The organism is Aeromicrobium duanguangcaii (assembly GCF_024508295.1).
Taxonomy (GTDB): domain Bacteria; phylum Actinomycetota; class Actinomycetes; order Propionibacteriales; family Nocardioidaceae; genus Aeromicrobium; species Aeromicrobium duanguangcaii.
In genome coordinates this window covers 204,988-225,269 of the sequence record NZ_CP101990.1, presented here as the reverse complement: position 1 = coordinate 225,269, position 20,282 = coordinate 204,988, and the positions used below count along the sequence as shown (strand labels likewise).

Genomic DNA, 20,282 nt, shown 5'->3' with positions numbered 1-20,282 from the left:
GTGAACTCATGGCTCGCGGTCAGCAACGCCGGTGCAGGCTCGTCCGACGAGACCGTGATCGAGGAGGCGCTCGGCGCCCTGCGGCACGCCGCTGACGTCGAGCACGTCGCCACGCAGGACCCCGACCATCTCGCCCGGACGCTCGCGGAGCATCCCGACGCGGACCTCGTCGTCGCCATGGGCGGCGACGGCAGCCTGCATGCCGTCGTCCAGGCCCTGCACGATGCCGGCCGGCTGCCGGACACGGCGGTGGGACTCGTGCCGCTGGGCACGGGCAACGACTTCGCCCGCACGCTCGAGTTGGACGAGGACCCGGTGTCGGCTGCCCGCGACCTCGCCGCCGGCGTCGAGCGCGACATCGACCTCATCGTCGACGACCACGACATCGTCGTCGTCAACGCCGCCCACGTGGGGATCGGCGCCGAGGCCGCCGCCCGTGCCGAGCCGGTCAAGTGGGCGCTCGGTCCCCTGGCCTACGTGCTGGGCGCGCTCTCGACCCTCTTCACCCGCAGCGCGGACGTGCACGTGACCATCGACGACCGCACGCTCAGCGGGCACATCGCGCAAGTGGCGGTGGGCAACGGCCGGTTCGTCGGCGGCGGCGGCGAACTGCTGCCGCACGCGGTCATCGACGACGGACTGATGGACGTGGCCGTGGCGTTCGCCGCCCGGGTGCCGCAGCGCATCGCCTACGCACTGCACCTGCGCCGCGGGACGCACCCGGACGCCGACTTCGTCCACTACACCCGGGCGACGTCGGTCAAGGTGGTCGGCGACGCCGTCCGGTGCACCACCGACGGCGAGCTCACCGAGATGCGCACCGAGCACGCGTGGAACGTGACGCCCGGCGGCCTGCGCATGCGCCTGCCGAAGACCGGCGCGTCCGCCTGAGTCAGCCGACGAGCGCCTCGTAGCCCTCGCGGCTGGACTCGCGCAGGAACTCGCGGCAGCGGTGCGCCTCGGCGTCGTCGCCCAGGCGCTCGCTCGCGGTGGCCAGCACGGCCAGCGAGTGCAGGAACCCGCGGTTCGCCTCGTGCGACCACGGGACCGGGCCGAAGCCCTTCCACCCGTTGCGGCGCAGCGAGTCCAGCGACCGGTGGTAGGCCGTCCGCGCGAACGCGTACCCCTCGAGATCGCGTCCCTGCGCGAGAGCGGCCTCGGACAGTCGGGCCCAGGCGGCGACCGAGTCGGGATGGCGCTCGGCCACCTCGTCGGGCCCGGCGCCCTCGGCCAGCAGGGCGGCACCGGGGTCCTCCGGCAGCAGGGTCTCGGGCGGCTCTCCCAGCAGGTTGGTCATGCTGGCGAGCCTAGACGCGACCGCCCAGCCTCACCTCTGGTGGGTGTGGGCGATGTAGACGTCGCACGGGGCGTGGGCGGCGACGTCGCGGGCGATGCTGCCCAGGATCCGCGACAGGCCCTGCACCCGCTTGTTGCCCACGACGATCACGTCGGCGGCGAGCTCCTCGGCGGCCTTGACCAGGGCATCGGCGGGGTTGCCCTCGGCCGGCGCGTAGGTCATCTCGAGGCCGGGGAAGTTCTTGCGCAGGTCGGTGAACACGTCCTCCGCGACGCCCTTGGCGGTCAGCTCCGTGGTGACCAGGACCTCGGCCTTCCCGTGGGTGATCCGCTCGGCCTCGAAGCTGCCGTAGGCCGACAGGATGTGCAGCCGGGCACCCAGGCCGGACGCCAGGACAGCGGCCGTGTGGGCGGCGGCGGCCGCGGTCTGGGAGTTGTCGACGCCGGTCACGACGATCTTGGCCATGATTCCCCTTCCGGCCGGGCGCGGGACGTCCGGCTTCCACCCGGAGCGTAGTGGTCCCGGGGGTCCCTGCGGTCGGGGTTGGAGCGGGATCCCACCCCCCGGACGGCGACCCCGGCGCGGACATGCGAACGGCGGGGACGATCGACTCGTCCCCGCCGTTTCGTGTGGTGCTGGTGCGTCAGTGCGTGCCGGCGCTGCGCAGGTTCAGGCACGCCTCGACGACGCGCGCGGCCATGCCGGACTCGCCGGCCTTGCCCCAGGCGCGCGGGTCGTACGCCTTCTTGTTGCCGACCTCGCCGTCGACCTTGAGGACGCCGTCGTAGTTCTGGAACATGTGGCCGACGATCGGGCGCGTGAACGCGTACTGGGTGTCGGTGTCGACGTTCATCTTGACGACGCCGTAGTCGACGGCGGCGCTGATCTCCTCGGGCAGCGAGCCCGATCCGCCGTGGAAGACGAAGTCGAACGGGCGCTCCTTGCCGAACTTCGCGGCGACGGCGTCCTGGGCGGCCTTGAGGACCTCGGGACGCAGCTTGACGTTGCCGGGCTTGTAGACGCCGTGCACGTTGCCGAACGTCAGCGCCGTCAGGTAGCGGCCGTTCTCGCCCAGGCCGAGCGCCTCGGCGGTCGCGATGGCGTCCTCGGGCGACGTGTAGAGCTTCTCGTTGATCTCGGCCTCGACACCGTCCTCCTCGCCGCCGACGACGCCGATCTCGACCTCGAGGATCACGTTCGCGGCGTGCGCCTTGGCCAGCAGCTCCTGCGCGATCTCGAGGTTCTCGCCCAGCGGCACGGCCGAGCCGTCCCACATGTGCGACTGGAAGTACGGCAGTCCGCCGCTCTTCACGCGCTCGGTCGACGCCTCGAGCAGCGGACGGACGAATCCGTCGAGCTTGTCCTTGGGGCAGTGGTCGGTGTGCAGGGCCACATTGATCGGGTACTTCTTGGCGACCTCCTGCGCGAACGCGGCGAAGGCCAGCGAGCCGGAGACCATGTTCTTGATGGTGGGGCCGGAGAAGTAGTCGGCTCCGCCGGTGGAGACCTGGATGATCCCGTCGCTGCCGGCCTCGGCGAAACCGGCCAGGGCGGCGTTCAGCGTCTGTGACGACGAGACGTTGATCGCGGGATAGGCGAAGGAGTTGTTCTTCGCCTTGTCGAGCATCTCGGCGTAGACCTCGGGAGTGGCGACGGGCATGGGTCCTCCTGTGTGGAAAGTCTCGTTCCCGTCAGTATTCCACCGATGTCAGGTCGGCATGCTCACGGATCCAGGCGTGCATCGTGATCGCGGCCGCGGCACCGGCGTTGATCGAGCGCGTGGAGCCGAACTGGGCAATCGCCACCATCGACTCACAGGCCTCAGCAGCCTCAGAAGTCAGGCCCGGACCCTCCTGCCCGAACAGCAGGACGGCGTCGCGCGGCAGGGTCGTGGTCTCCAGTGGCACGGCCCCGGGCAGGTTGTCCACGCCGACGACGGCGAGCCCGGCCTCGCGGGCCCAGGCGGCGAAGGACTCGACGTCCTCGTGGTGATGCACGTGGACGTAGCGGTCGGTGACCATGGCGCCGCGCCGGTTCCAGCGGCGCTTGCCGATGATGTGGACTCCCCCGACGTTGAAGGCGTTCGCGGTGCGCACGATCGACCCGATGTTGAAGTCGTGCTGCCAGTTCTCGATCGCGACGTGCAGGCGGTGCCGGTGCTGGTCGAGGTCGGCGACGATCGCCTCGACCGTCCAGTAGCGGTAGCGGTCGACGACGTTGCGGGTGTCGCCCTCGCGCAGCAGCTCCGGGTCGAAGCGCGGGTCCTCGGGCCACGGGCCCTGCCACGGACCGACGGTCACGCCACTCCGTACTGCTCGCGGTACGCGCGGACGGCCGGGAGGTGCTCGGCGAAGCGCCCGGTCTCCTGCAGGTACTCGATGATGTCGTCGAAGGTGACGATCGACGTGACGGCGATCCCGTGGTCGCGCTCGACCTCCTGGATGGCCGACAGCTCGCCGGTGCCGCGCTCGCGTCGATCGACCGCGACCACGACGCCCGCGACCGTGGCGTCGAGGCCGTCGACCAGCGCGATCACCTCACGGATGGCGGTGCCGGCCGTGATGACGTCGTCCACGACCAGCAGGCGCCCGCGCGGCTCGGCGCCGACGAAGAGGCCGCCCTCACCGTGGTCCTTGGCCTCCTTGCGGTTGAAGCACCACGGGACGTCACGGTCGTGGGCGTCCGCCAGCTGCACCGCCGTGGCGGCGGCCAGGGGGATGCCCTTGTAGGCGGGGCCCAGGAGCACGTCGAACTCGAGTCCGGCGGCAGCGATGGCGTCGGCGTAGAACCCGCCGAGCGCGGACAGCCGCGAGCCGGTGTCGAACGATCCGGCGTTGAAGAAGTAGGGGGACGTGCGCCCGGACTTCAACGTGAACTCGCCGAAGCGCAGGACGTCGTGCTCGAGGGCGAACTCGATGAAGCGGCGCTGGTAGTCGTGCACGCGCACAGCCTAGGACGACCGCGTGGGCCCACCGCCTCAGGCGTCCTTGGGGGTGGTCTTCTCCAGCTCGCCGATGACCACGTTCCGGTCGTCGGTGCGGAACAGCTCCGAGCAGGTCACGAGGGTGACCAGGGCCTTCGTCGGCTTCTCGCCGGCGGCGTCCGGATCGGGGACGGGCCACAGCGGCCACGACGTGGTGAACGGGACGCGGGTCTCGTCACCGTCCTGCAGCAGCCGGTACGTGTAGACGTGGGTCCGCGTCTCGATCTCGATCTCGTCCCCGGCGCGCAGGTCCAGGAACTTGCGGAACGGCTCGCCGTGGGTGATCCGGTGGCCCGAGAGGACGATGTTGCCGACCTCGCCCGGCAGGGCGCTGTCGGTGTTGCGCCCGACTCCCTTGGACAGCGTCGCGTCATCCTCGCCGTCGAGGATCGGCACCTCGAAGTCCTGGCCGAAGCGCGGCACGCGCAGCAGTCCGCGGCCGTCGATCTTCTTCTCGTCGGCCTGGGCGGGCTTCTTCCACTCCTCGACGATCTCGTCGCGGATCTTCTCGTGCTGGCGCTGCGACACGATGTTCGTGCCGAAGTACTGCCAGCCGACCCACCCCAGGACGCCGAGACCGGCCAGCACGAGGACGAGCCCCACGACCAGCAGGAGGCGGGACCCGCGGGGGCGCGTGGAGGTACCGGACATGACTCCATTGTCCGGTCGCTGTCCAACCCTGCACGGAAGTTGAAAATGTGACGTTCATCTTGCTCATTTCACTTCGGCCCCACCAGCGCGCATGTATGATGGACATGCAGGTTCGAGGAGCTCTTCAGAGCCGTCGAGTCTGCCGTCGGCCCGCCGTTTCACCCCCCGAGAACGGCGGGCCGACCTTTTATTTTCTGCCTCCGTCACGGCGCCGCTCCGGCGCTCGCCGTTATCGTCGAGGCGTGAAACAGCACAGCGCCCGGCTCGACGGCCTCGGGGTCACGATCTTCGCCGAGATGGCGCAGCTGGCGACCTCCACCGGCGCGATCAACCTGGGTCAGGGCTTCCCCGACCAGGACGGGCCGGACGTCATCAAGGAGGCCGCTCGCCGAGCGATCGCCGAGGGCCACAACCAGTACCCGCCCGGGATGGGCATCCCCGCCCTGCGCGAGGCGATCGCGCGACATCAGCACCGCTTCCACGGCATCGACGTCGACCCCGGGCGCGAGGTCGTCGTCACGACCGGAGCGACCGAGGCCATCGCCGCCGCCGTGCTGGGCCTGGTCGATCCCGGCGACGACGTCCTGGTGCTCGAGCCCTACTACGACTCCTACCGGGCCGTCATCCAGATGGCTGGCGCACGGCACCGCGCCGTCACCCTGCGTGCCCCGGACTTCCGGTTGCCCGTCGACGAGCTGCGCGCCGCCGTCACGCCGCGCACCACCGCGATCGTGCTGAACACCCCGCACAACCCGACCGGCGCGGTCCTGACCGCCGACGAGCTGGCGGCCATCGCCGAGGTCGCGATCGAGCACGACCTCGTGGTGATCAGCGACGAGGTCTACGAGCACCTGACCTTCGACGTGCCCCACGTGCCGATCGCGACCCTGCCGGGGATGGCCGAGCGGACCCTGACGATCAGCAGCGCCGGCAAGACCTTCTCGTTCACCGGCTGGAAGGTGGGCTGGGCCACCGGGCCGGCCCACCTCGTCTCCGCGCTGTTCGGCGCGAAGCAGTTCCTGAGCTACACCTCCGGCGCGCCCTTCCAGCACGCGGTGGCGCAGGCGCTGGACCTGCCGGACTCGTTCTTCTCGTCCTTCACCGCGGACCTGCAGCGCCGCCGCGACCTGCTGTGCGCGGGCCTGGAGTCCGCCGGCTTCGAGGTCTTCGTGCCCGACGGCACCTACTTCGCCACGACCGACGTCGCTGCGCTGGGCTTCACCGACGGGCTGGAGTTCTGCCGCTCCCTGCCGGGCCTGGCCGGCGTCGTGGCGATCCCCCACCAGGTGTTCTTCGACGACCGGCCGGACGGCTCGAACCCGGGACGGACGCTGGTCCGCTGGGCGTTCTGCAAGCGCGACACCGTCCTCGAGGAGGCCGCCGAGCGGTTGCGCGGGCTCAGACGCCTCACCTGACACTGCTGCAACTCACGTTTGCAGGTGTCACGGGTCACACCCTAGAGTCCTCGGAAGCGAACATCCGGAGGGGGACTCCCGTGGGGCGATCGATCAAGGCACTCGTGGTGGCGGTACTCGGAGCCGTGGTGGTGATCGCCGGCGGGTCCGGGGCCACCGCTGAATCGGGGTGGTGGGTGGCCACCTCGACACCCAGTCCGGAGTCCGGAGTCAACGCCACGGGCGAGCCCGCGCGCGGCACCGATGCCGACGGGAACGTCACCGGTTACATCGACGCCCACACCCACATGTTCATGGACCTCGGCATGGGCGGGAACGCGGTCTGCGGCTCCACCTGGAGCGAGAAGGGCATCGCCGACGCGCTCAAGGACTGCGACCGACACGGCGTCTCGATCCTGGAGAACCTGACGAACGAGGCGGCCGGGCGCGGCATCCTCGACAAGCACGACACGGTCGGCTGGCCGACGTTCACGGACTGGCCGACGTACTCCTCGTTCACCCACCAGCAGATGTACTACAAGTGGGTCGAGCGGGCGTGGCGCGGCGGCCAGCGCGTCATGGTCAACGACATGGTGTCCAACCCGGGGCTGTGCCCGATCCTGGGCATCGTCGCCGGACCGAACAAGTACAGCTGCGACGACATGGACACCGTGCGGCAGCAGATCAAGGCCACGTACGACCTGCAGGACTTCGTCGACAAGCAGTACGGCGGCGCCGGCAAGGGCTGGTACCGCGTCGTGAAGACACCCGAGCAGGCCCGCAAGGTCGTCGCCGACGGCAAGCTCGCGGTCGTCCTCGGCGTCGAGGTGTCCGAGCCGTTCGGGTGCAAGCAGGTCCTGGGCGCCCCGCGGTGCACGAAGGCCGACATCGACAAGGGCCTCGACGAGCTGAAGGGCAAGGGCGTCTCGAGCATGTTCCTGTGCCACAAGTTCGACAACGCCCTGTGCGGCGTCCGCTACGACGAGAGCACGGCCGGCCTGCTGGTCAACGCCGGCCAGTTCCTGACCACCGGCACGTGGTGGAACCCCACCACGTGCAAGGAGGGCCAGATCGCCGACAACACGGTGATCGGCGGCGTCCTGCCGAGCGAGGTCGCTGCGGTGCCGGGGCTGCCCGCGGTCCTGCCGATCTACCCGAATGGACCGCACTGCAACCCGCGCGGGCTCACCGAGCTGGGCGAGTACGCCCTGCGCGGGATGATCAAGCGCAACATGATCGTCGAGCTCGACCACATGAGCGCGAAGGCGGCCGGCCGGGCGCTCGACATCCTCGAGGCCGAGGCGTACCCCGGCGCGGTGTCGAGCCACGACTGGATGGCCGAGCCGTACATGGACCGGCTCTACGCGCTGGGCGGCTTCGCGAGCCAGTACGGCCACACCGCCACCGAGTTCGCCGCCCAGTGGAAGGAGACCAAGCCACTGCGCGAGAAGTACGGCGTCGCCTACGGCTACGGCACCGACATGAACGGCTTCGGCGGCACGGCGGCGCCGCCGGCCGACGCGGCGAAGATCTCCTACCCGTTCACCGGCCGTGACGGCACGGTCTTCGAGCGTCAGGTCACCGGCGACCGGACGTGGGACTACAACGCCGAGGGCGTCCCCCACTACGGACTGGTGCCGGACTGGATCGAGAGCCTGCGGGTGCTGGAGGGCTCGGCCATCGTCGACGACCTCGCCGCCGGGTCCGAGTCGTACCTGCGCACGTGGGGCGCGACGGCGGACTTCGCGCCGGGCGCGAACCTCGCGTCCGGGTCGATCGCCTCCGCCAGCTCGACCGAGCGGAACCTGCTCAAGGACCTCAAGCCCGGCAACGCCATCGACGGCAAGACGTCGACCCGGTGGGCGAGCCGCTGGGGCCAGGACGACGCCTGGCTGCAGGTCGAGTTCCTGTCGGCACGCCAGGTCGGCAAGGTGACCATCGAGTGGGAGCAGGCCCACGCGCGTCAGTACCGGGTGCAGACCTCACTCGACGGGAAGCGGTGGCGTGACGTCGCCATCGTGGGCACGGGCGACGGCGGCCTGGACACGGTGCGGCTCGAGCGGCCGGTGTCGGCACGCTTCGTGCGGGTCCAGGGCGTCGAGCGGGCCACGACGTACGGCTACTCCGTCAAGGAGCTGGGCGTCTTCAGCTGAGACCGGACGCAGATCGCCCCAGTCTCCCGATGGGGACTGGGGCGATCTGGCGCCGGTGCTGCTCCGGCTTCACCTCGACAGAAGCCTGACGTGATGGGCAAACCCTATCGCTAACAGAGTGAGTAAGGGAGGCGGCTCTGATGTTTGGCCGCGGCCCTCAGACCCGGTCGGCCACGAACCTCGCAGCCCGGCCCAGGTCCCCGTTGACCAGATAGGCCAGGTGCGGCAGGAAGCGACTGTCGGGCGCGGGATCGCACACGAGGTCCTTGGGCTGACAGAAGTTCACCGTCCGGCTCGCATAGGGCTCCGGGACCGAGCGACCGACGATGCGCAGCGGGTCGCCGAACAACGCGATCGCCGCGATGTGCGACGACAACTCGGCGGGCACGACAGCCGGCACGGGAACCGGTCCGTTGGGGGTGCCGGCGAGGTCGACACCGAGGGCGCCGTTGACGACCTGCGCGCCCTGCGAGTACCCCGAGAGCACGAGCTTCTCGTCCGGGCAGGCGGCGGCTCGGGCCCGGACGGTCGAGACCAGCTCGGTGATCCCGGCCGGGACCGAGTCGCGGCCGATGCTGGCCGGGTAGTCCAGCGCCGTCGCCTTCGCGCCGGGGACCTGGGCGCGGATCTTGCGGACGAGCCCGTCCCCCACGATCCAGCCGTAGGTACCGGGCTCCCCCGTGCCCCGGACGACGATGACGTGCACCTCGGCGCAGTCGTCGGCGGCGGCCGAGGCCGGGGCGGCTGCGGGTAGGGCGACGGCGGCCAGGACGAGCAGCCCCCCGGCCAGGTGTGAACAGAGACGTCGGACGTTCTTCATGGGCGTTTCCTCGCGTCGAAGTCAGCCCGAGAGCAGAGTGCTCCAGATCACACCCCCGGTCGCACCGTAACCCACACGAGGCTCGGGACACCGGCTGAGCGCGCCGTGCGAAGCAGCAGGATGGCACTCATCGGAGCACGTTCCGGCGCCCTACGGGCGGCGACACCGCCGAAGGTGCGGCCTCTTCGGACTCGGACGTCGGGGTCGAGGTGGTCGCGATACCGAACCCTCGGCGAAGATCGTTCGGTTTGAACGGGACGAACCGAACCGTCATCGCCTCCACCACATGATGAAGGCGCGGACTCTGCGACTGCAGAAATCCGCGCCATTCCAGTGAGAACCTGGATCCGCCGGTCAGAATTGAACTTACGACCTTCTCATTACGAGCCGCTGTCGCCGGCGCCAGAACGGTTGGTAAGCGTGGATCACAGTTGAGAACGTTGACGCCCCACCCCGGATCTCAATGTGGGGGACGCAAGTCTGGGCCCATCGGAAGCCGATAGGCCTGATAAGCCGACGAAGGGCCGTCAGCTCTGGCCCTCCAAGGATCCTCAGTACTCCCCAGGGAAGCGCGGCCCCCTCAGCGGCTGTCGTTAGTCCTTAACGGCGATGTGCGTCGGACCTGCGAGAACACGTTGGCCGTCGGCGAGCAGGAACGGTCCCGTCGGAGCGTCCTGCCACACATTTTGCCACGCACCAGGGCACCTAGCCCGGTAGCCCTATGCGCCCATTATGACGTGCCACGCCCGCACACCCTCGTGACCGATCTTCAGCGGCGCTAGGAGATGGAACAGTACGTGGTGGTCTAGATCCTGGGTGCCGGAAGTCGCTCCAGAGCGTCTGCCGGCACCAGGGCCGGTGCGTTACGCCAGGTCCGCTTCGTTGACCGCGGCGACGATCTCGACGATCCGGTCGTTGAGCCACGCGGAGGCATCCGCGAGGGTGTCGGCCAGTTCGGCGGTCGCATTTACTGTCTCTGGCTCGCCCTCGACGGCTTCGGGGGCCGCCCGAGCTTCGTCGAGCGCCTTCCCGTAGACGTCATCGAGCAATCCGGGCATCGCGAAGTCGGCGGGTGGCCAGGCGTGCCGTTTGCGGAAGTCGAAGGTGCGCTCACACAGCGTTTTGAGGAGTGTGAGGTCTAGACCCTGGCCGGCGTCTGTGCCTGCGTGCCAGAGGAGCTGAAGGTCGACGAGGTCGTGAGCACGTGGGGAACCGGGCTCCGTGACGGCGTGGATCTTCTGCGCTAGTTGGAGTTCGAGAGAGATGAGCGGGACGGGCTTCAGGTCGCCGAACCCCAGGATTGCCCCGATGGCGGTCAACTGCTCGTCCAAGCCGGTCTCGTGGTCTGCGAGGTCGATGCCCCTGAGCTCGTCGTAGCCAACTTCGAGCTTCACGGCAGACCACGGAGAAGTCATGAACCTCAGCGTGACGTTGCAGGGCTTCATGACGTACTCGGCCGGCACCCCGGCCGGCTTGGACTTCTTGTCGCGCCGTAGTGCGCCGGTGAAGGCCAAGCGAGGTGTCGCCTCGGCGTTCTTCTTGAGCTGTCCCTTGCTGGGCGGGACGGTGCCCCACCCGATCTCAAGGCGCTTCTCGAGGTCGTCGAGGAAGGCTTCTTCCTCACGGGTTGCGACGTCGAAGTCGGTGGTGGCTCGGGTTCCGATCTCGCCCAGTCGCAGCTTGATGCCGACGCCGCCCTTGACGACCGACTCGCCGGGGAGCATCTGCGCGACGATGATGCTGCTGACGAGGACGCGTGCTCGGTTTACGGAGATATTGAGCTTGTCCGCGATGGCTGCGACGCGGTCGTCTAGCTGTTGCTTTGTCACGGGAGGTGTCGTGTACTCGAGTGTCTCGAGTGCGGCGACGACGTTATCTGTGCTGATGGTCTCTCCCCTTTGAGCGCTGAGTGCGTCGTGGCCGCAGCCGGTCAACTGGCGAGCACCAGTTGCCGGTTGCGGCCCGCGATCGCGCCGATGATCTCGGTGGCTTCGACCTCGTCGATAAGTTCGCGTCGTTGAGCGTCAGCGACAGCGTCGAGAGCGCGCTCACCGATGAGGTGCGGGACGGCGTCGAGCAGAGCGCGTCGGACGGTCACGCAGCGCATGCCGTCGTAGACGGCCAGGTCGTCGTCGCGCATGTTCGGCCGGTACGTGATGACGGTGTGCCTAGGCGCCTTGCCCCGTCGACGGCGTGGGGTACCGATGTAGATCTGGGCTGGATTGACCAGAGCGAGGTCGAACATTGCAAGGACGGTGTCGCCTTCAAGGAAGGCGTCTTCGCCTGCTTCGGCGAGCTTGGCGGCGAGTTCGGTCCGGGTGTCGGTAGGGACACCGACGTGTCGGTAGACGCCGTATCCGACGCGCTCGAGGGCGCCGCGGGCGGCAAGCTTGCGGACCTCGACGGCGGGAACGCCGGCGTCGTCGGCTTGGCGGGTTGTCACGATGCCGTGGTGTTCGGCAGCGACCTCCCACAGGTCCCGTCGGTACGTCATTGTTCCCTCCTGACTAACTCGTATTCGAGTTGATTTTTACAATACCGTACCAACTTCGGTTCGGGTGTGCCACCGATGATGTCAAAACAGTACCGAAAATGGTACGGGATTGCCACCGTTGCGGCTATCCACATGATGCCGGTCACATGGCCGTCGGATGGGAGCACCTCGCTGGTAGCGAGGGTTGCCGCGGCACGAGGCGAACAAGGGGCTCAGGCCGGCTTCAGAGCCAGCGGTTGGAGGCGTGGTCGCGGCTGGGGAACTGGGCTCTGACAGCGACTAGCGCTCGGCGTCATCCGGATGCTGCTCTTGCTGCTGCTCGTCCTGCTCCTGGTGCTACTCAGGCTTACGGTGGAACCGAACGGTCGGCGCGATTAAGTCGCGGCAGCAGCATCAGCGGCGGCAGGTGCCTGCGCGAGCGTTGGTCGCCGGCGGCCGGCGGCCGGCGTCGGAGGTTGCCGGCGGCCGGGGCAGCGGCGGCAGCAGCAGCAGCCTGACGGAGCCGCTGCTCGACGCGTCGGGGAACTCATGCTCGACGATGTCCTCGACAACCTCGACCTGGTCCGTTGAGTCGACCGGTCGAGTAGCGACGATGGGTTCCGACGCCCCCGTCGGTTTCAGTGGCCTCGTCGACGAGCTGGAGTTTCCCTTCGCTGAGGCGCTCCTCGGCGTCGGCGAGCTACCTGGCGGCCTCCTCGTACGCGGCCTTCCATGTCGGGAAGTGCAGGACGCATCGGTTGAACCGTCCAGCGCAGGGCCCGAGCTGTTGAAGCTGTCGGAGGCGCAGCGGCAGACGGGCGTCTCCGTGGAGTCGCTGCGGCTATTGATCGATGACAAGATGCTTCGCCGCAGGGTGGAGTGGGCGCGGAGGCGACCCGGGAACGGTCCAGGCGTGGATGGGTCACGGCTCCCTCGCGACCATGAACCTCCACCTGCACTTCCTCGGCAGCGGCGGCCTGCGCCGCCTGGCGACTGCTGCCTGCCCGTGGTCTCTGGGCGCAGCAATGGCTGCAGAAACGACGAAGGCGCGGACTCTGCGAGTGCAGAGATCCGCGCCATTCCAGTCAGAAAACTGGAGCCGCCTGTCGGAATCGAACCGACGACCTTCTCATTACGAGTGAGATGCTCTACCGACTGAGCTAAGGCGGCGCGATTCGGCGAGGATCGCCCGCCGAACCAAAAGTGGACTATACCCCGTCCGGCCACCCGAAGGACAACCCGGGTTCGGACCGTATGATCGGCGCGTGGACGCACCGACCCAGGCCGAGCTCGACGACATCCGCGCCAGCATCGACAACATCGACGCGGCGCTCGTTCACCTGCTCGCCGAGCGGTTCAAGTGCACCAAGCGGGTGGGCCGGCTGAAGGCCGAGCACGACCTGCCCCCGGCGGACCCGGCGCGTGAGTCGCGTCAGATCGAGCGGCTGCGCGAGAAGGCGATCGAGGCGGACCTCGACCCGGCCTTCGCGGAGAAGTTCCTGAACTTCATCATCAGCGAGGTCATCCGCCACCACGAGGCCATCCGCGACTGATCGCGGGTCTCACTCCTCGGCGCAGACCGTGCCCTCGTCCGGCACGGTGCCCTTCTCGAAATAGGCGTCGACCGCCTTGCGGATGCAGTCGTTGCCCGACGTGTAGGCGGTGTGACCGTCGCCCTCGCGGGTCAGCAGGACACCCGACTCGAGCTGATCGGCCATGGCCACCGACCACTCGTACGGCGTCGCCGGGTCGCGGTTCGTGCCCACGACCAGGATCGGCGGAGCGCCCTCGGCCTTCACGGGCTGCTGCGGGTGCGTGCTCTTGATCGGCCAGTCGTGGCAGGCCATCACGCCCCAGCCGAGCGAGGCGCCGAACACCGGCGAGACCTCGCGGAACTTCGGGATCAACGCCTTCGTCCGCGCCGCGTCGGGCGCGTCGTCGGTGTCCATGCAGTTGATCGCGTAGATCACCTGACCGGAGTTGTTCGCGTAGGTGCCGTTCTGCCGGCGCTCGAAGTACGCGTCGCTCAGGACCATCAGGACCCGGCCGTCGCCCTTGACCAGTCCGGTGAGGGCGTTCGTGAGGTAGGGCCACGACTCCTGCGAGTACAACGCCATCGCGATGCCGTAGAACGCCTGCCCCTGCGTGAGCTCGCGGCCGTCGACCTTCAAGGGCGTGGCGCCCAGCGCGTTCATCAACTCGGTGATCGTCGTGGTGGCCTCGTCGACGCTGCTGCCGACCGGGCACTCGTCCTTGCCGATGCAGTACGTGAGGTAGGCGGTGAGTGCCTGCTGGAAGCCCTTCGCCTGGCCCAGCCCCTGACCGACCGGATCGAGGCTGACGTCGACCGCTCCGTCGAGCACCATCCGCTCGACCTTCTCGGGGAACAGGTTGGCGTACGTGGCGCCCAGCTGGGTGCCGTAGGAGAAACCGAACCACCACATTTTCTTCTGGCCCAGCACCGCCCGGACGATGTCGTGGTCGCGCGCGGTCTCCTCGGTGGAGACGTGCGCGGCGAGCTCGCCGGAGTTCTCGCGGCAGGCCTCGCCCATCCCGCGCACCGAGCGCGCCAGCGCATCGATGCCGGCAGCGTCGTCGGGGTCGGGATCGGTGTCGATGAAGGCGTCGAAGCCCTCGTCCGACAGGCACTCCAGCGGGGTGCTCTGGCCGACGCCGCGCGGGTCGACACCGACGACGTCATGGGTGCGGCGCAGCGAGCCGGGCAGTTGGGAGGCCAGGTAGCCGACGAAGTCCTGGGCCGAGCCGCCCGGGCCGCCGGGGTTGGCGAAGATCGCCGACCCGCCCTTGCCGGTGGCCGGCACGCGACGCACCGCGAGGCGCAAGGTCGCGCCGTCGGGCTCGGCGTAGTCGATCGGCACCTCGACGGTCGCGCACCGGTCGTCGTCGCAGTCGCGCCACGTGACGTCCTGCGTGTAGTACCGCTGCAGGCCCGCCGGGGCGGCCTCGTCCGTGCGCTTCGGGTCGGGCGCCGAGCGGTCGACCAGGAAGATCGCGCTGACCGCACCCGCCACGAGCGCGACGACCAGGACCGACACCAGCGCGATGATCGTGAACCGCTTCATCCCAGGAACCTCGACATCATCTGCTCGAGCGCCAGCTGGGGCGCCGCGTTGGCCTGGAGCGCCTCACGGCAGCCCACGATCGCGTCGATCGCGGCCAGCGTCTCCTCGGGGGTCTTGCGGCCCGCGAGGTCGGCGATGTCCTCGGCGACGTCGGCGTTGATCGGCTCGGCGCCGGTGCCCAGCTGCAGCGCGAGCACGTCGCGCTGGAACGACAGCAGGTCCAGCAGCACCCCGTCGATCGCGTCGCGGGCCATCCGCTTGCGGCGCCGCTCCTGCTCCTTGGTCATCGACGAGAGCGCACTGGCGTAGCCGGCGGGACGCCGGCCGCGCTCCTCGACGCCCCACGACTCCTGCAGGTTCGACAGCTCGCGGGCATCGAGGACGTCGCAGCGCTCCTTCGCCCGGGCGGTGGCCTCCTGGTCGATCTGCTGGGCCGCGCGCAGGCAGTCGCCCAGTCCGCGCAGGCCCACCGGCAGCGCGAGGATCTCGGCTCGGCGGCGACGCGCCTCGGGATCGCGGGCCAGGCCGCGGGCACGGCCGATGTGCCCCTGGGACGCGGCCGCTGCCTTGCGGGCGACCTGGGGGTCGATCCCGTCGCGCTCGTGCAGGAGGCGGGCGATGGCGCTGACCGGCGGCGTGCGCAGCAGCACCGGCCGGCAGCGCGAGCGGATCGTCATGATGACGTCCTCGACCGACGGCGCGCACAGCAGCCAGACCGTGCCCGGCGCCGGCTCCTCGATCGCCTTGAGCAGGGCGTTGGCCGCTTGGTCGGTGAGCCGGTCGGCGTCCTCGACGATGAGCACCTGGTACCGGCCGAGTGACGGGTGCAGGGCCGCGCGGCGGACGGCGTCACGGGCCGCGTCGACGCCGATGCTGAGGCCGTCGGTGTTGATGATGGCGATGTCGGGGTGGCTGCCCGCGGCGGCGGTGACACACGAGTGGCACTCGCCGCAGCCGCCGCGCTCGCACTGCAGCGCGGTGGCGAAGGCGACCGCGGCGTTCGACCGCCCGGACCCGGGCGGGCCCGTGAAGAGCCAGGCGTGGGTCATCTGGCCGGCGACGGCCGCGCCCAGCGTGGCGACGACGTCGTCCTGACCGACGAGCTCGTCCCAGACGGGGGCGCTCACAAGGCCACCTCGCGCGCCTGGGCCAGCCACGGCGTCACGGCGGCGCGGACGCGGTGGTGGATCGTCTCGGGGTCCTCGTCGGCCGCCAGCACGACGTAGTGCGCCGGATCGGCGGCGGCCAACTCGAGGAAGTGCTGGCGCACCCGGTCGTGGAACTCGACCGGCTCGCCCTCGATCCGGTCCGGCTCGCCGGCGCGGGCCAGACCGGTCCGCGGGTCGATGTCGAGGACGACGGTCAGGTGCGGCCGCAGGTCGGCGGTGGCCCACCGGGCCAGCGGCTCGAGCTCGGCGACGTGCAGGGCCCGGCCGGCGCCCTGGTAGGCCAGCGTGGAGTCGACGTACCGGTCGGTGATGACGACCGAGCCGTCGGCCAGCGCAGGCAGGATCATCGTGTCGACGTGCTCGGCCTTGTCGGCGGCGTAGATCAGCGCCTCGGTGCGCGGTGACAGGTCGCCCGTGGCCGGGTCGAGCAGGATCGAGCGCAGCATCGTGCCCACGCCGGTGCCGCCGGGCTCGCGCGTGAGGACGACCGGGTGCCCCAGCGACTCGAGCCACTGCGCCAGCAGCCGCGACTGGGTGGACTTGCCGGAGCCCTCGCCCCCCTCGAATGCGACGAAAACGCCGACCTCGGTGACGAGCGGGTCCTGCGAAGGCTGCATGGGGCGAGCCTAGTCGGGGACCCCGACACGGCGCTGGGGCGGCTGCGGGCTCAGCTCGGCGCGGCCGGCGGCTCCACCGGCTCGGGCTCGGTGTCCGGGCCGAGCAGGAAGTCGTGGAAGTAGCCCGCGATGGCGGCGCCGACGATCGGCGCGAGGATGAAAACCCAGACCTGCATCAGCGCGTCGGAGCCCGCGAACCACGCGACGCCGAGCGAGCGGGCCGGGTTCACCGACGTGTTCGAGATCGGGATGCTGATGAGGTGGATCAGCGTGAGCGCCATGCCGATCGAGAGCCCGGCGAAGCCGACGGCGGCCCGCCTGGCGGTCGCGCCCAGGATCACGAACAGGAACACCGCCGTCAGGACGACCTCGGCGACGATCACGGAGCCGAGGTTGTACCCCATCGGCGACCGATCGCCGTAGCCGTTGGTGGCGAAGCCCGACTCGACGGGATCGAAGCCGCCGGAGATCCCCTCGGCGATCACCAGCAGCACGGCGCCGGCGATCGTGGCGCCCACGACCTGGGCCACGACGTAGCCCGGCAGGTCACGCCACGAGAACCGCTTGGCCATCGCGAGGCCGACGGTCACGGCCGGGTTGAAGTGGCCGCCGGAGACCGGGCCGAACGCGTACGCACCGGTCAGCACGGTGAGGCCGAAGGCGAACGCGACGCCGAGCCAGCCGACGCCGACCGCCATCTGGGCGTCGACCGGGATGGCCGTCGCGGCGAAGATCGCGGTGCCGCAGCCACCGAACACCAACCAGAAGGTGCCCAGCGCCTCGGCGCCGAGACGCTGACTCATCGTGTACTGCGGTACCTGGCTCATGGCCGCTCCTGGTGTGAGGAATTCCTCTCACCGTACGACAGACGCACCCCGGCGGCGAGGCCTCGAGTCGAGGCCCCGCCGGCAGGTCAGGCCTTCTTCGCGGGGGTCTTCTTCGTCGTCGTCTTCTTCGCCGCGGCCTTCTTGGTGGTCGCCTTCTTGGCCGTGGTCTTCTTGGCCGTCGACTTCTTCGTCGTCTTCTTGGCGCCCTTCTTGGCCGGGCCCTTCGCCCGACGCTCGGCGAGCAGCTCGACGGCCCGCTCGTGCGTCAGGGTCTCGATGTCGTCGTCCTTGCGCAGGGTCGCGTTGTACTCACCGTCGGTGACGTACGCGCCGAACCGGCCGTTCTTGGCGACGATCGGCTGACCGCTGGTCGGGTCCTCACCCAGCTCCTTGAGCGGCGCGGCGGCGGCACGGCGACCGTAGGTCTTGGGCTGGGCGTAGATCGCCCGGGCCTGCTCCTCGGTGATCGTGAGCAGCTGCTCCTCGGACTCCAGCGAGCGCGAGTCGGTGCCCTTCTTCAGGTACGGCCCGTAGCGGCCGTTCTGGGCGGTGATCTCGGTGCCTTCCTCGTCCGTGCCGACGACGCGCGGCAGCGTCAGCAGCTTGACGGCGTCCTCGAGCGTGATCGTGTCGAGGTCCATCGACTTGAACAGGCTGGCCGTGCGCGGCTTGGCGCCCTTCTTGGCGTCCTCGGGCAGGGCCTCGGTGACGTACGGGCCGTAGCGGCCGTTCTTGGCCACGACCCGCAGGCCGGTCTCGGGGTGGTCGCCCAGGACCTTCTCCAGGCCGGCCGGGGTGGCCAGCAGCTCCTTGGCCTTCTCGAGCGTGAGCTCGTCGGGCGGCAGGTCCTCGGGGATGTTGGCGCGGGTGGGCGTGGGCGTTCCGTCCTTGCCCTCGACCATCGGCGGGCCCTCGACGTACGGGCCGTAGCGGCCGACGCGCACCGCGATGTCGTCACCGAGGTCGAACGTGGCCAGTCCGCGTGCGTCGATCTCGGGCAGGTTGTCGACCAGGCGCTTGAGGCCGGTGTCCTGCTCGTCCTCGCCGGACCAGAAGCTCTCGAGCACGGCGACGCGGTTCTCGCGCCCGTGCGAGATCTCGTCGAGCACGCCCTCGAGCTCGGCGGTGAACTCGTACTGCACCAGGCGCGGGAAGTGCTGCTCCATCAGCCGGATCACGCTGAACGCGACCCAGGCCGGGACGAGCGCCGTGCCCTTCTTGTAGACGTAGCCGCGGTTCTGGATCGTGTTGACGATCGACGCGTACGTGGAGGGACGACCGATCTCGCGGTCCTCCAGCTCCTTGATGAGGCTGGCCTCGGTGTAGCGGGCCGGCGGCTTGGTCTGGTGCCCGGCGGCGGCCAGCTCGACGGCGGTGACGCTGTCGCCCTCGGAGAGGTTGGGCAGCTTCGTCTGCTTGTCGTCGTTCTCGGCGTCCGGGTCCTCGGTCGTCTCGACGTACGCCTTGAGGAAGCCGTGGAACGTGATCGTGCGGCCGGTGGCGCTGAACTCGACGTCCTGGCCGTCCTCGGTGGCCGCGCCGATGCGGATCGACACCGAGTTGCCCTTGGCGTCGGCCATCTGTGACGCGATCGTGCGCTTCCAGATCAGCTCGTAGAGCTTGAGCTCGTCACCGGACAGGCCGGTCTCGCGGGGCGTCCGGAAGCTCTCGCCGGCGGGGCGGATCGCCTCGTGCGCCTCCTGGGCGTTCTTGACCTTGGAGGTGTAGACGCGGGGCTTGTCGGGCAGGTAGTCGGCGCCGTACAGCTCCTTGACCTGGGCGCGAGCCGCAGTGAGCGCCGTCTGCGACAGCGTGACCGAGTCGGTACGCATGTAGGTGATGTAGCCGCCCTCGTAGAGCTTCTGGGCGATCGACATCGTGCGCTGGGCGCCGAAGCCGTACTTGCGCGAGCCCTCCTGCTGCAGGGTCGTCGTGCGGAACGGCGCGTACGGACGGCGCGTGTACGGCTTGGACTCGACCGAGCGGACCGCGAACTCGCGACCCTCCAGTGCCGTGGCCAGAGCGCGGGCGCCGGACTCGTCCAGGTGCACGGCCTTGCCCTTGAGCGTGCCGGTGCTGTCGAAGTTCGAGCCCGACGCGACGCGCTTGCCGTCGATCGTCGCGAGCTTGGCCGGGAAGCGCGACGGCTCCAGATCGCAGCCGAAGGTGGCCTCGAGATCCCAGTAGTCCGCCGAGCGGAACGCCATGCGCTCACGCTCGCGCTCGACCACGAGGCGGGTGGCGACCGACTGGACGCGACCGGCCGACAGGCCGCTCATGACCTTCTTCCACAGGACCGGGCTGATCTCGTAGCCGTAGAGACGGTCGAGGATGCGGCGGGTCTCCTGCGCGTCGACGAGGTCCTGGTCGATGTCGCGGGGGTTGGCGATCGCGCGCTGGATCGCCTCCTTGGTGATCTCGTTGAACGCGATGCGCTTGACCGGGACCTTGGGCTTCAGCTCGTCGAAGAGGTGCCACGCGATGGCCTCACCCTCGCGGTCCTCATCCGTGGCCAGGACGAGCTCGTCGGCGTCCTTCAGGAGCTTCTTCAGCTCGGCGATCTGCTTCTTCTTGTCGGCCGGCACGACGTAGACCGGCTCGAAGCCCTCATCGATGTTGACGCCCAGGCGCGCCCAGGACTCGCCCTTGTACTTGGCGGGGATCTGGTCGGCGCCCTGGGGCAGGTCCCGGATGTGTCCCACGGACGACGAAACGACATAGCCGTCCCCGAGGTAGGCAGCGATGCTGCGCACCTTGTTGGGCGACTCGACGATCACCAGTGATGTCACGTTGGGCTCCTCTGAGGCCGCCAGAT

The 20,282-nt window shown here is 69.5% G+C and carries 18 protein-coding genes and 1 tRNA gene; 4 read left to right on the top strand and 15 right to left on the bottom strand.

Going from position 1 to position 20,282, the window contains the following annotated elements; all coding sequences use genetic code 11:
• Positions 1 to 891, top strand: a complete 891-nt coding sequence (locus NP095_RS01135; protein ID WP_232418047.1) for a diacylglycerol/lipid kinase family protein — start codon at positions 1 to 3, stop codon at positions 889 to 891.
• A gap of 1 nt (position 892) precedes the next feature.
• Here the strand turns inward: NP095_RS01135 and NP095_RS01130 are convergent, their stop codons facing one another.
• From NP095_RS01130 to NP095_RS01105, 6 genes are all read right to left on the bottom strand, one after another.
• Entirely contained in the window at positions 893 to 1,297 is a 405-nt protein-coding gene (locus NP095_RS01130) for a DUF3151 domain-containing protein (protein ID WP_232418049.1), read from the bottom strand.
• A 30-nt stretch (positions 1,298 to 1,327) separates the two neighbouring features.
• The gene (locus NP095_RS01125) at positions 1,328 to 1,762 is read right to left on the bottom strand and encodes a universal stress protein (RefSeq protein WP_232418051.1); all 435 of its coding nucleotides are present in this window, start codon (positions 1,760 to 1,762) and stop codon (positions 1,328 to 1,330) included.
• Positions 1,763 to 1,940: 178 nt separating this feature from the next.
• Positions 1,941 to 2,957, bottom strand: a complete 1,017-nt coding sequence (gene fbaA, locus NP095_RS01120) for a class II fructose-bisphosphate aldolase (RefSeq protein ID WP_232418055.1) — start codon at positions 2,955 to 2,957, stop codon at positions 1,941 to 1,943.
• A gap of 31 nt (positions 2,958 to 2,988) precedes the next feature.
• Positions 2,989 to 3,597 carry a TrmH family RNA methyltransferase gene (locus NP095_RS01115; RefSeq protein WP_232418057.1) on the bottom strand — a complete coding sequence of 203 codons (609 nt, stop codon included), beginning with the start codon at positions 3,595 to 3,597 and terminating at the stop codon, positions 2,989 to 2,991.
• Positions 3,594 to 4,238 carry an orotate phosphoribosyltransferase gene (pyrE, locus tag NP095_RS01110; protein ID WP_232418059.1) on the bottom strand — a complete coding sequence of 215 codons (645 nt, stop codon included), beginning with the start codon at positions 4,236 to 4,238 and terminating at the stop codon, positions 3,594 to 3,596. Before pyrE ends, NP095_RS01115 begins: the two co-directional genes overlap by 4 nt.
• A 36-nt stretch (positions 4,239 to 4,274) precedes the next feature.
• Complete coding sequence (locus NP095_RS01105; protein ID WP_232418061.1) at positions 4,275 to 4,931, bottom strand: class E sortase; 657 nt, start codon at positions 4,929 to 4,931, stop codon at positions 4,275 to 4,277.
• Between the two features lie 242 nt (positions 4,932 to 5,173).
• Between NP095_RS01105 and NP095_RS01100 the strand changes: the two genes are divergently transcribed.
• Both NP095_RS01100 and NP095_RS01095 read left to right on the top strand, forming a co-directional pair.
• Positions 5,174 to 6,346, top strand: a complete 1,173-nt coding sequence (locus NP095_RS01100) for a pyridoxal phosphate-dependent aminotransferase (protein WP_232418063.1) — start codon at positions 5,174 to 5,176, stop codon at positions 6,344 to 6,346.
• 80 nt (positions 6,347 to 6,426) lie between these two features.
• Positions 6,427 to 8,478 carry a discoidin domain-containing protein gene (locus NP095_RS01095; RefSeq protein WP_232418066.1) on the top strand — a complete coding sequence of 684 codons (2,052 nt, stop codon included), beginning with the start codon at positions 6,427 to 6,429 and terminating at the stop codon, positions 8,476 to 8,478.
• A 157-nt stretch (positions 8,479 to 8,635) separates the two neighbouring features.
• Here the strand turns inward: NP095_RS01095 and NP095_RS01090 are convergent, their stop codons facing one another.
• From NP095_RS01090 to NP095_RS01075, 4 genes are all read right to left on the bottom strand, one after another.
• The gene (locus NP095_RS01090; protein ID WP_232418068.1) at positions 8,636 to 9,298 is read right to left on the bottom strand and encodes a cutinase family protein; all 663 of its coding nucleotides are present in this window, start codon (positions 9,296 to 9,298) and stop codon (positions 8,636 to 8,638) included.
• A gap of 863 nt (positions 9,299 to 10,161) precedes the next feature.
• Entirely contained in the window at positions 10,162 to 11,127 is a 966-nt protein-coding gene (locus tag NP095_RS01085; RefSeq protein WP_232418070.1) for a nucleotidyl transferase AbiEii/AbiGii toxin family protein, read from the bottom strand.
• Between the two features lie 101 nt (positions 11,128 to 11,228).
• Positions 11,229 to 11,792 carry a type IV toxin-antitoxin system AbiEi family antitoxin domain-containing protein gene (locus NP095_RS01080; protein ID WP_232418072.1) on the bottom strand — a complete coding sequence of 188 codons (564 nt, stop codon included), beginning with the start codon at positions 11,790 to 11,792 and terminating at the stop codon, positions 11,229 to 11,231.
• 1,073 nt (positions 11,793 to 12,865) lie between these two features.
• Positions 12,866 to 12,941 (bottom strand) — tRNA-Thr (locus tag NP095_RS01075).
• 95 nt (positions 12,942 to 13,036) lie between these two features.
• Between NP095_RS01075 and NP095_RS01070 the strand changes: the two genes are divergently transcribed.
• Positions 13,037 to 13,324: a chorismate mutase gene (locus tag NP095_RS01070; protein WP_187411673.1), complete on the top strand. Its 288-nt coding sequence runs from the start codon at positions 13,037 to 13,039 to the stop codon at positions 13,322 to 13,324.
• Positions 13,325 to 13,333: 9 nt separating this feature from the next.
• On the opposite strand, the gene NP095_RS01065 is transcribed toward NP095_RS01070, so the two are convergent.
• The 5 genes from NP095_RS01065 to topA form a co-directional block, all read right to left on the bottom strand.
• Complete coding sequence (locus NP095_RS01065; protein WP_232418074.1) at positions 13,334 to 14,854, bottom strand: alpha/beta hydrolase; 1,521 nt, start codon at positions 14,852 to 14,854, stop codon at positions 13,334 to 13,336.
• Positions 14,851 to 15,981 carry a DNA polymerase III subunit delta' gene (locus NP095_RS01060; RefSeq protein WP_232418076.1) on the bottom strand — a complete coding sequence of 377 codons (1,131 nt, stop codon included), beginning with the start codon at positions 15,979 to 15,981 and terminating at the stop codon, positions 14,851 to 14,853. The genes NP095_RS01065 and NP095_RS01060 overlap by 4 nt, the downstream gene beginning before the upstream one ends.
• Complete coding sequence (gene tmk / locus NP095_RS01055) at positions 15,978 to 16,640, bottom strand: dTMP kinase (RefSeq protein WP_232418078.1); 663 nt, start codon at positions 16,638 to 16,640, stop codon at positions 15,978 to 15,980. The genes NP095_RS01060 and tmk overlap by 4 nt, the downstream gene beginning before the upstream one ends.
• A gap of 50 nt (positions 16,641 to 16,690) precedes the next feature.
• Complete coding sequence (gene aqpZ / locus NP095_RS01050) at positions 16,691 to 17,467, bottom strand: aquaporin Z (RefSeq protein ID WP_232418080.1); 777 nt, start codon at positions 17,465 to 17,467, stop codon at positions 16,691 to 16,693.
• A gap of 86 nt (positions 17,468 to 17,553) precedes the next feature.
• A complete protein-coding gene (gene topA / locus NP095_RS01045) occupies positions 17,554 to 20,256 on the bottom strand; it encodes a type I DNA topoisomerase (RefSeq protein ID WP_232418082.1) in 2,703 nt (900 codons plus the stop codon).
• Positions 20,257 to 20,282 lie beyond the last annotated feature (26 nt).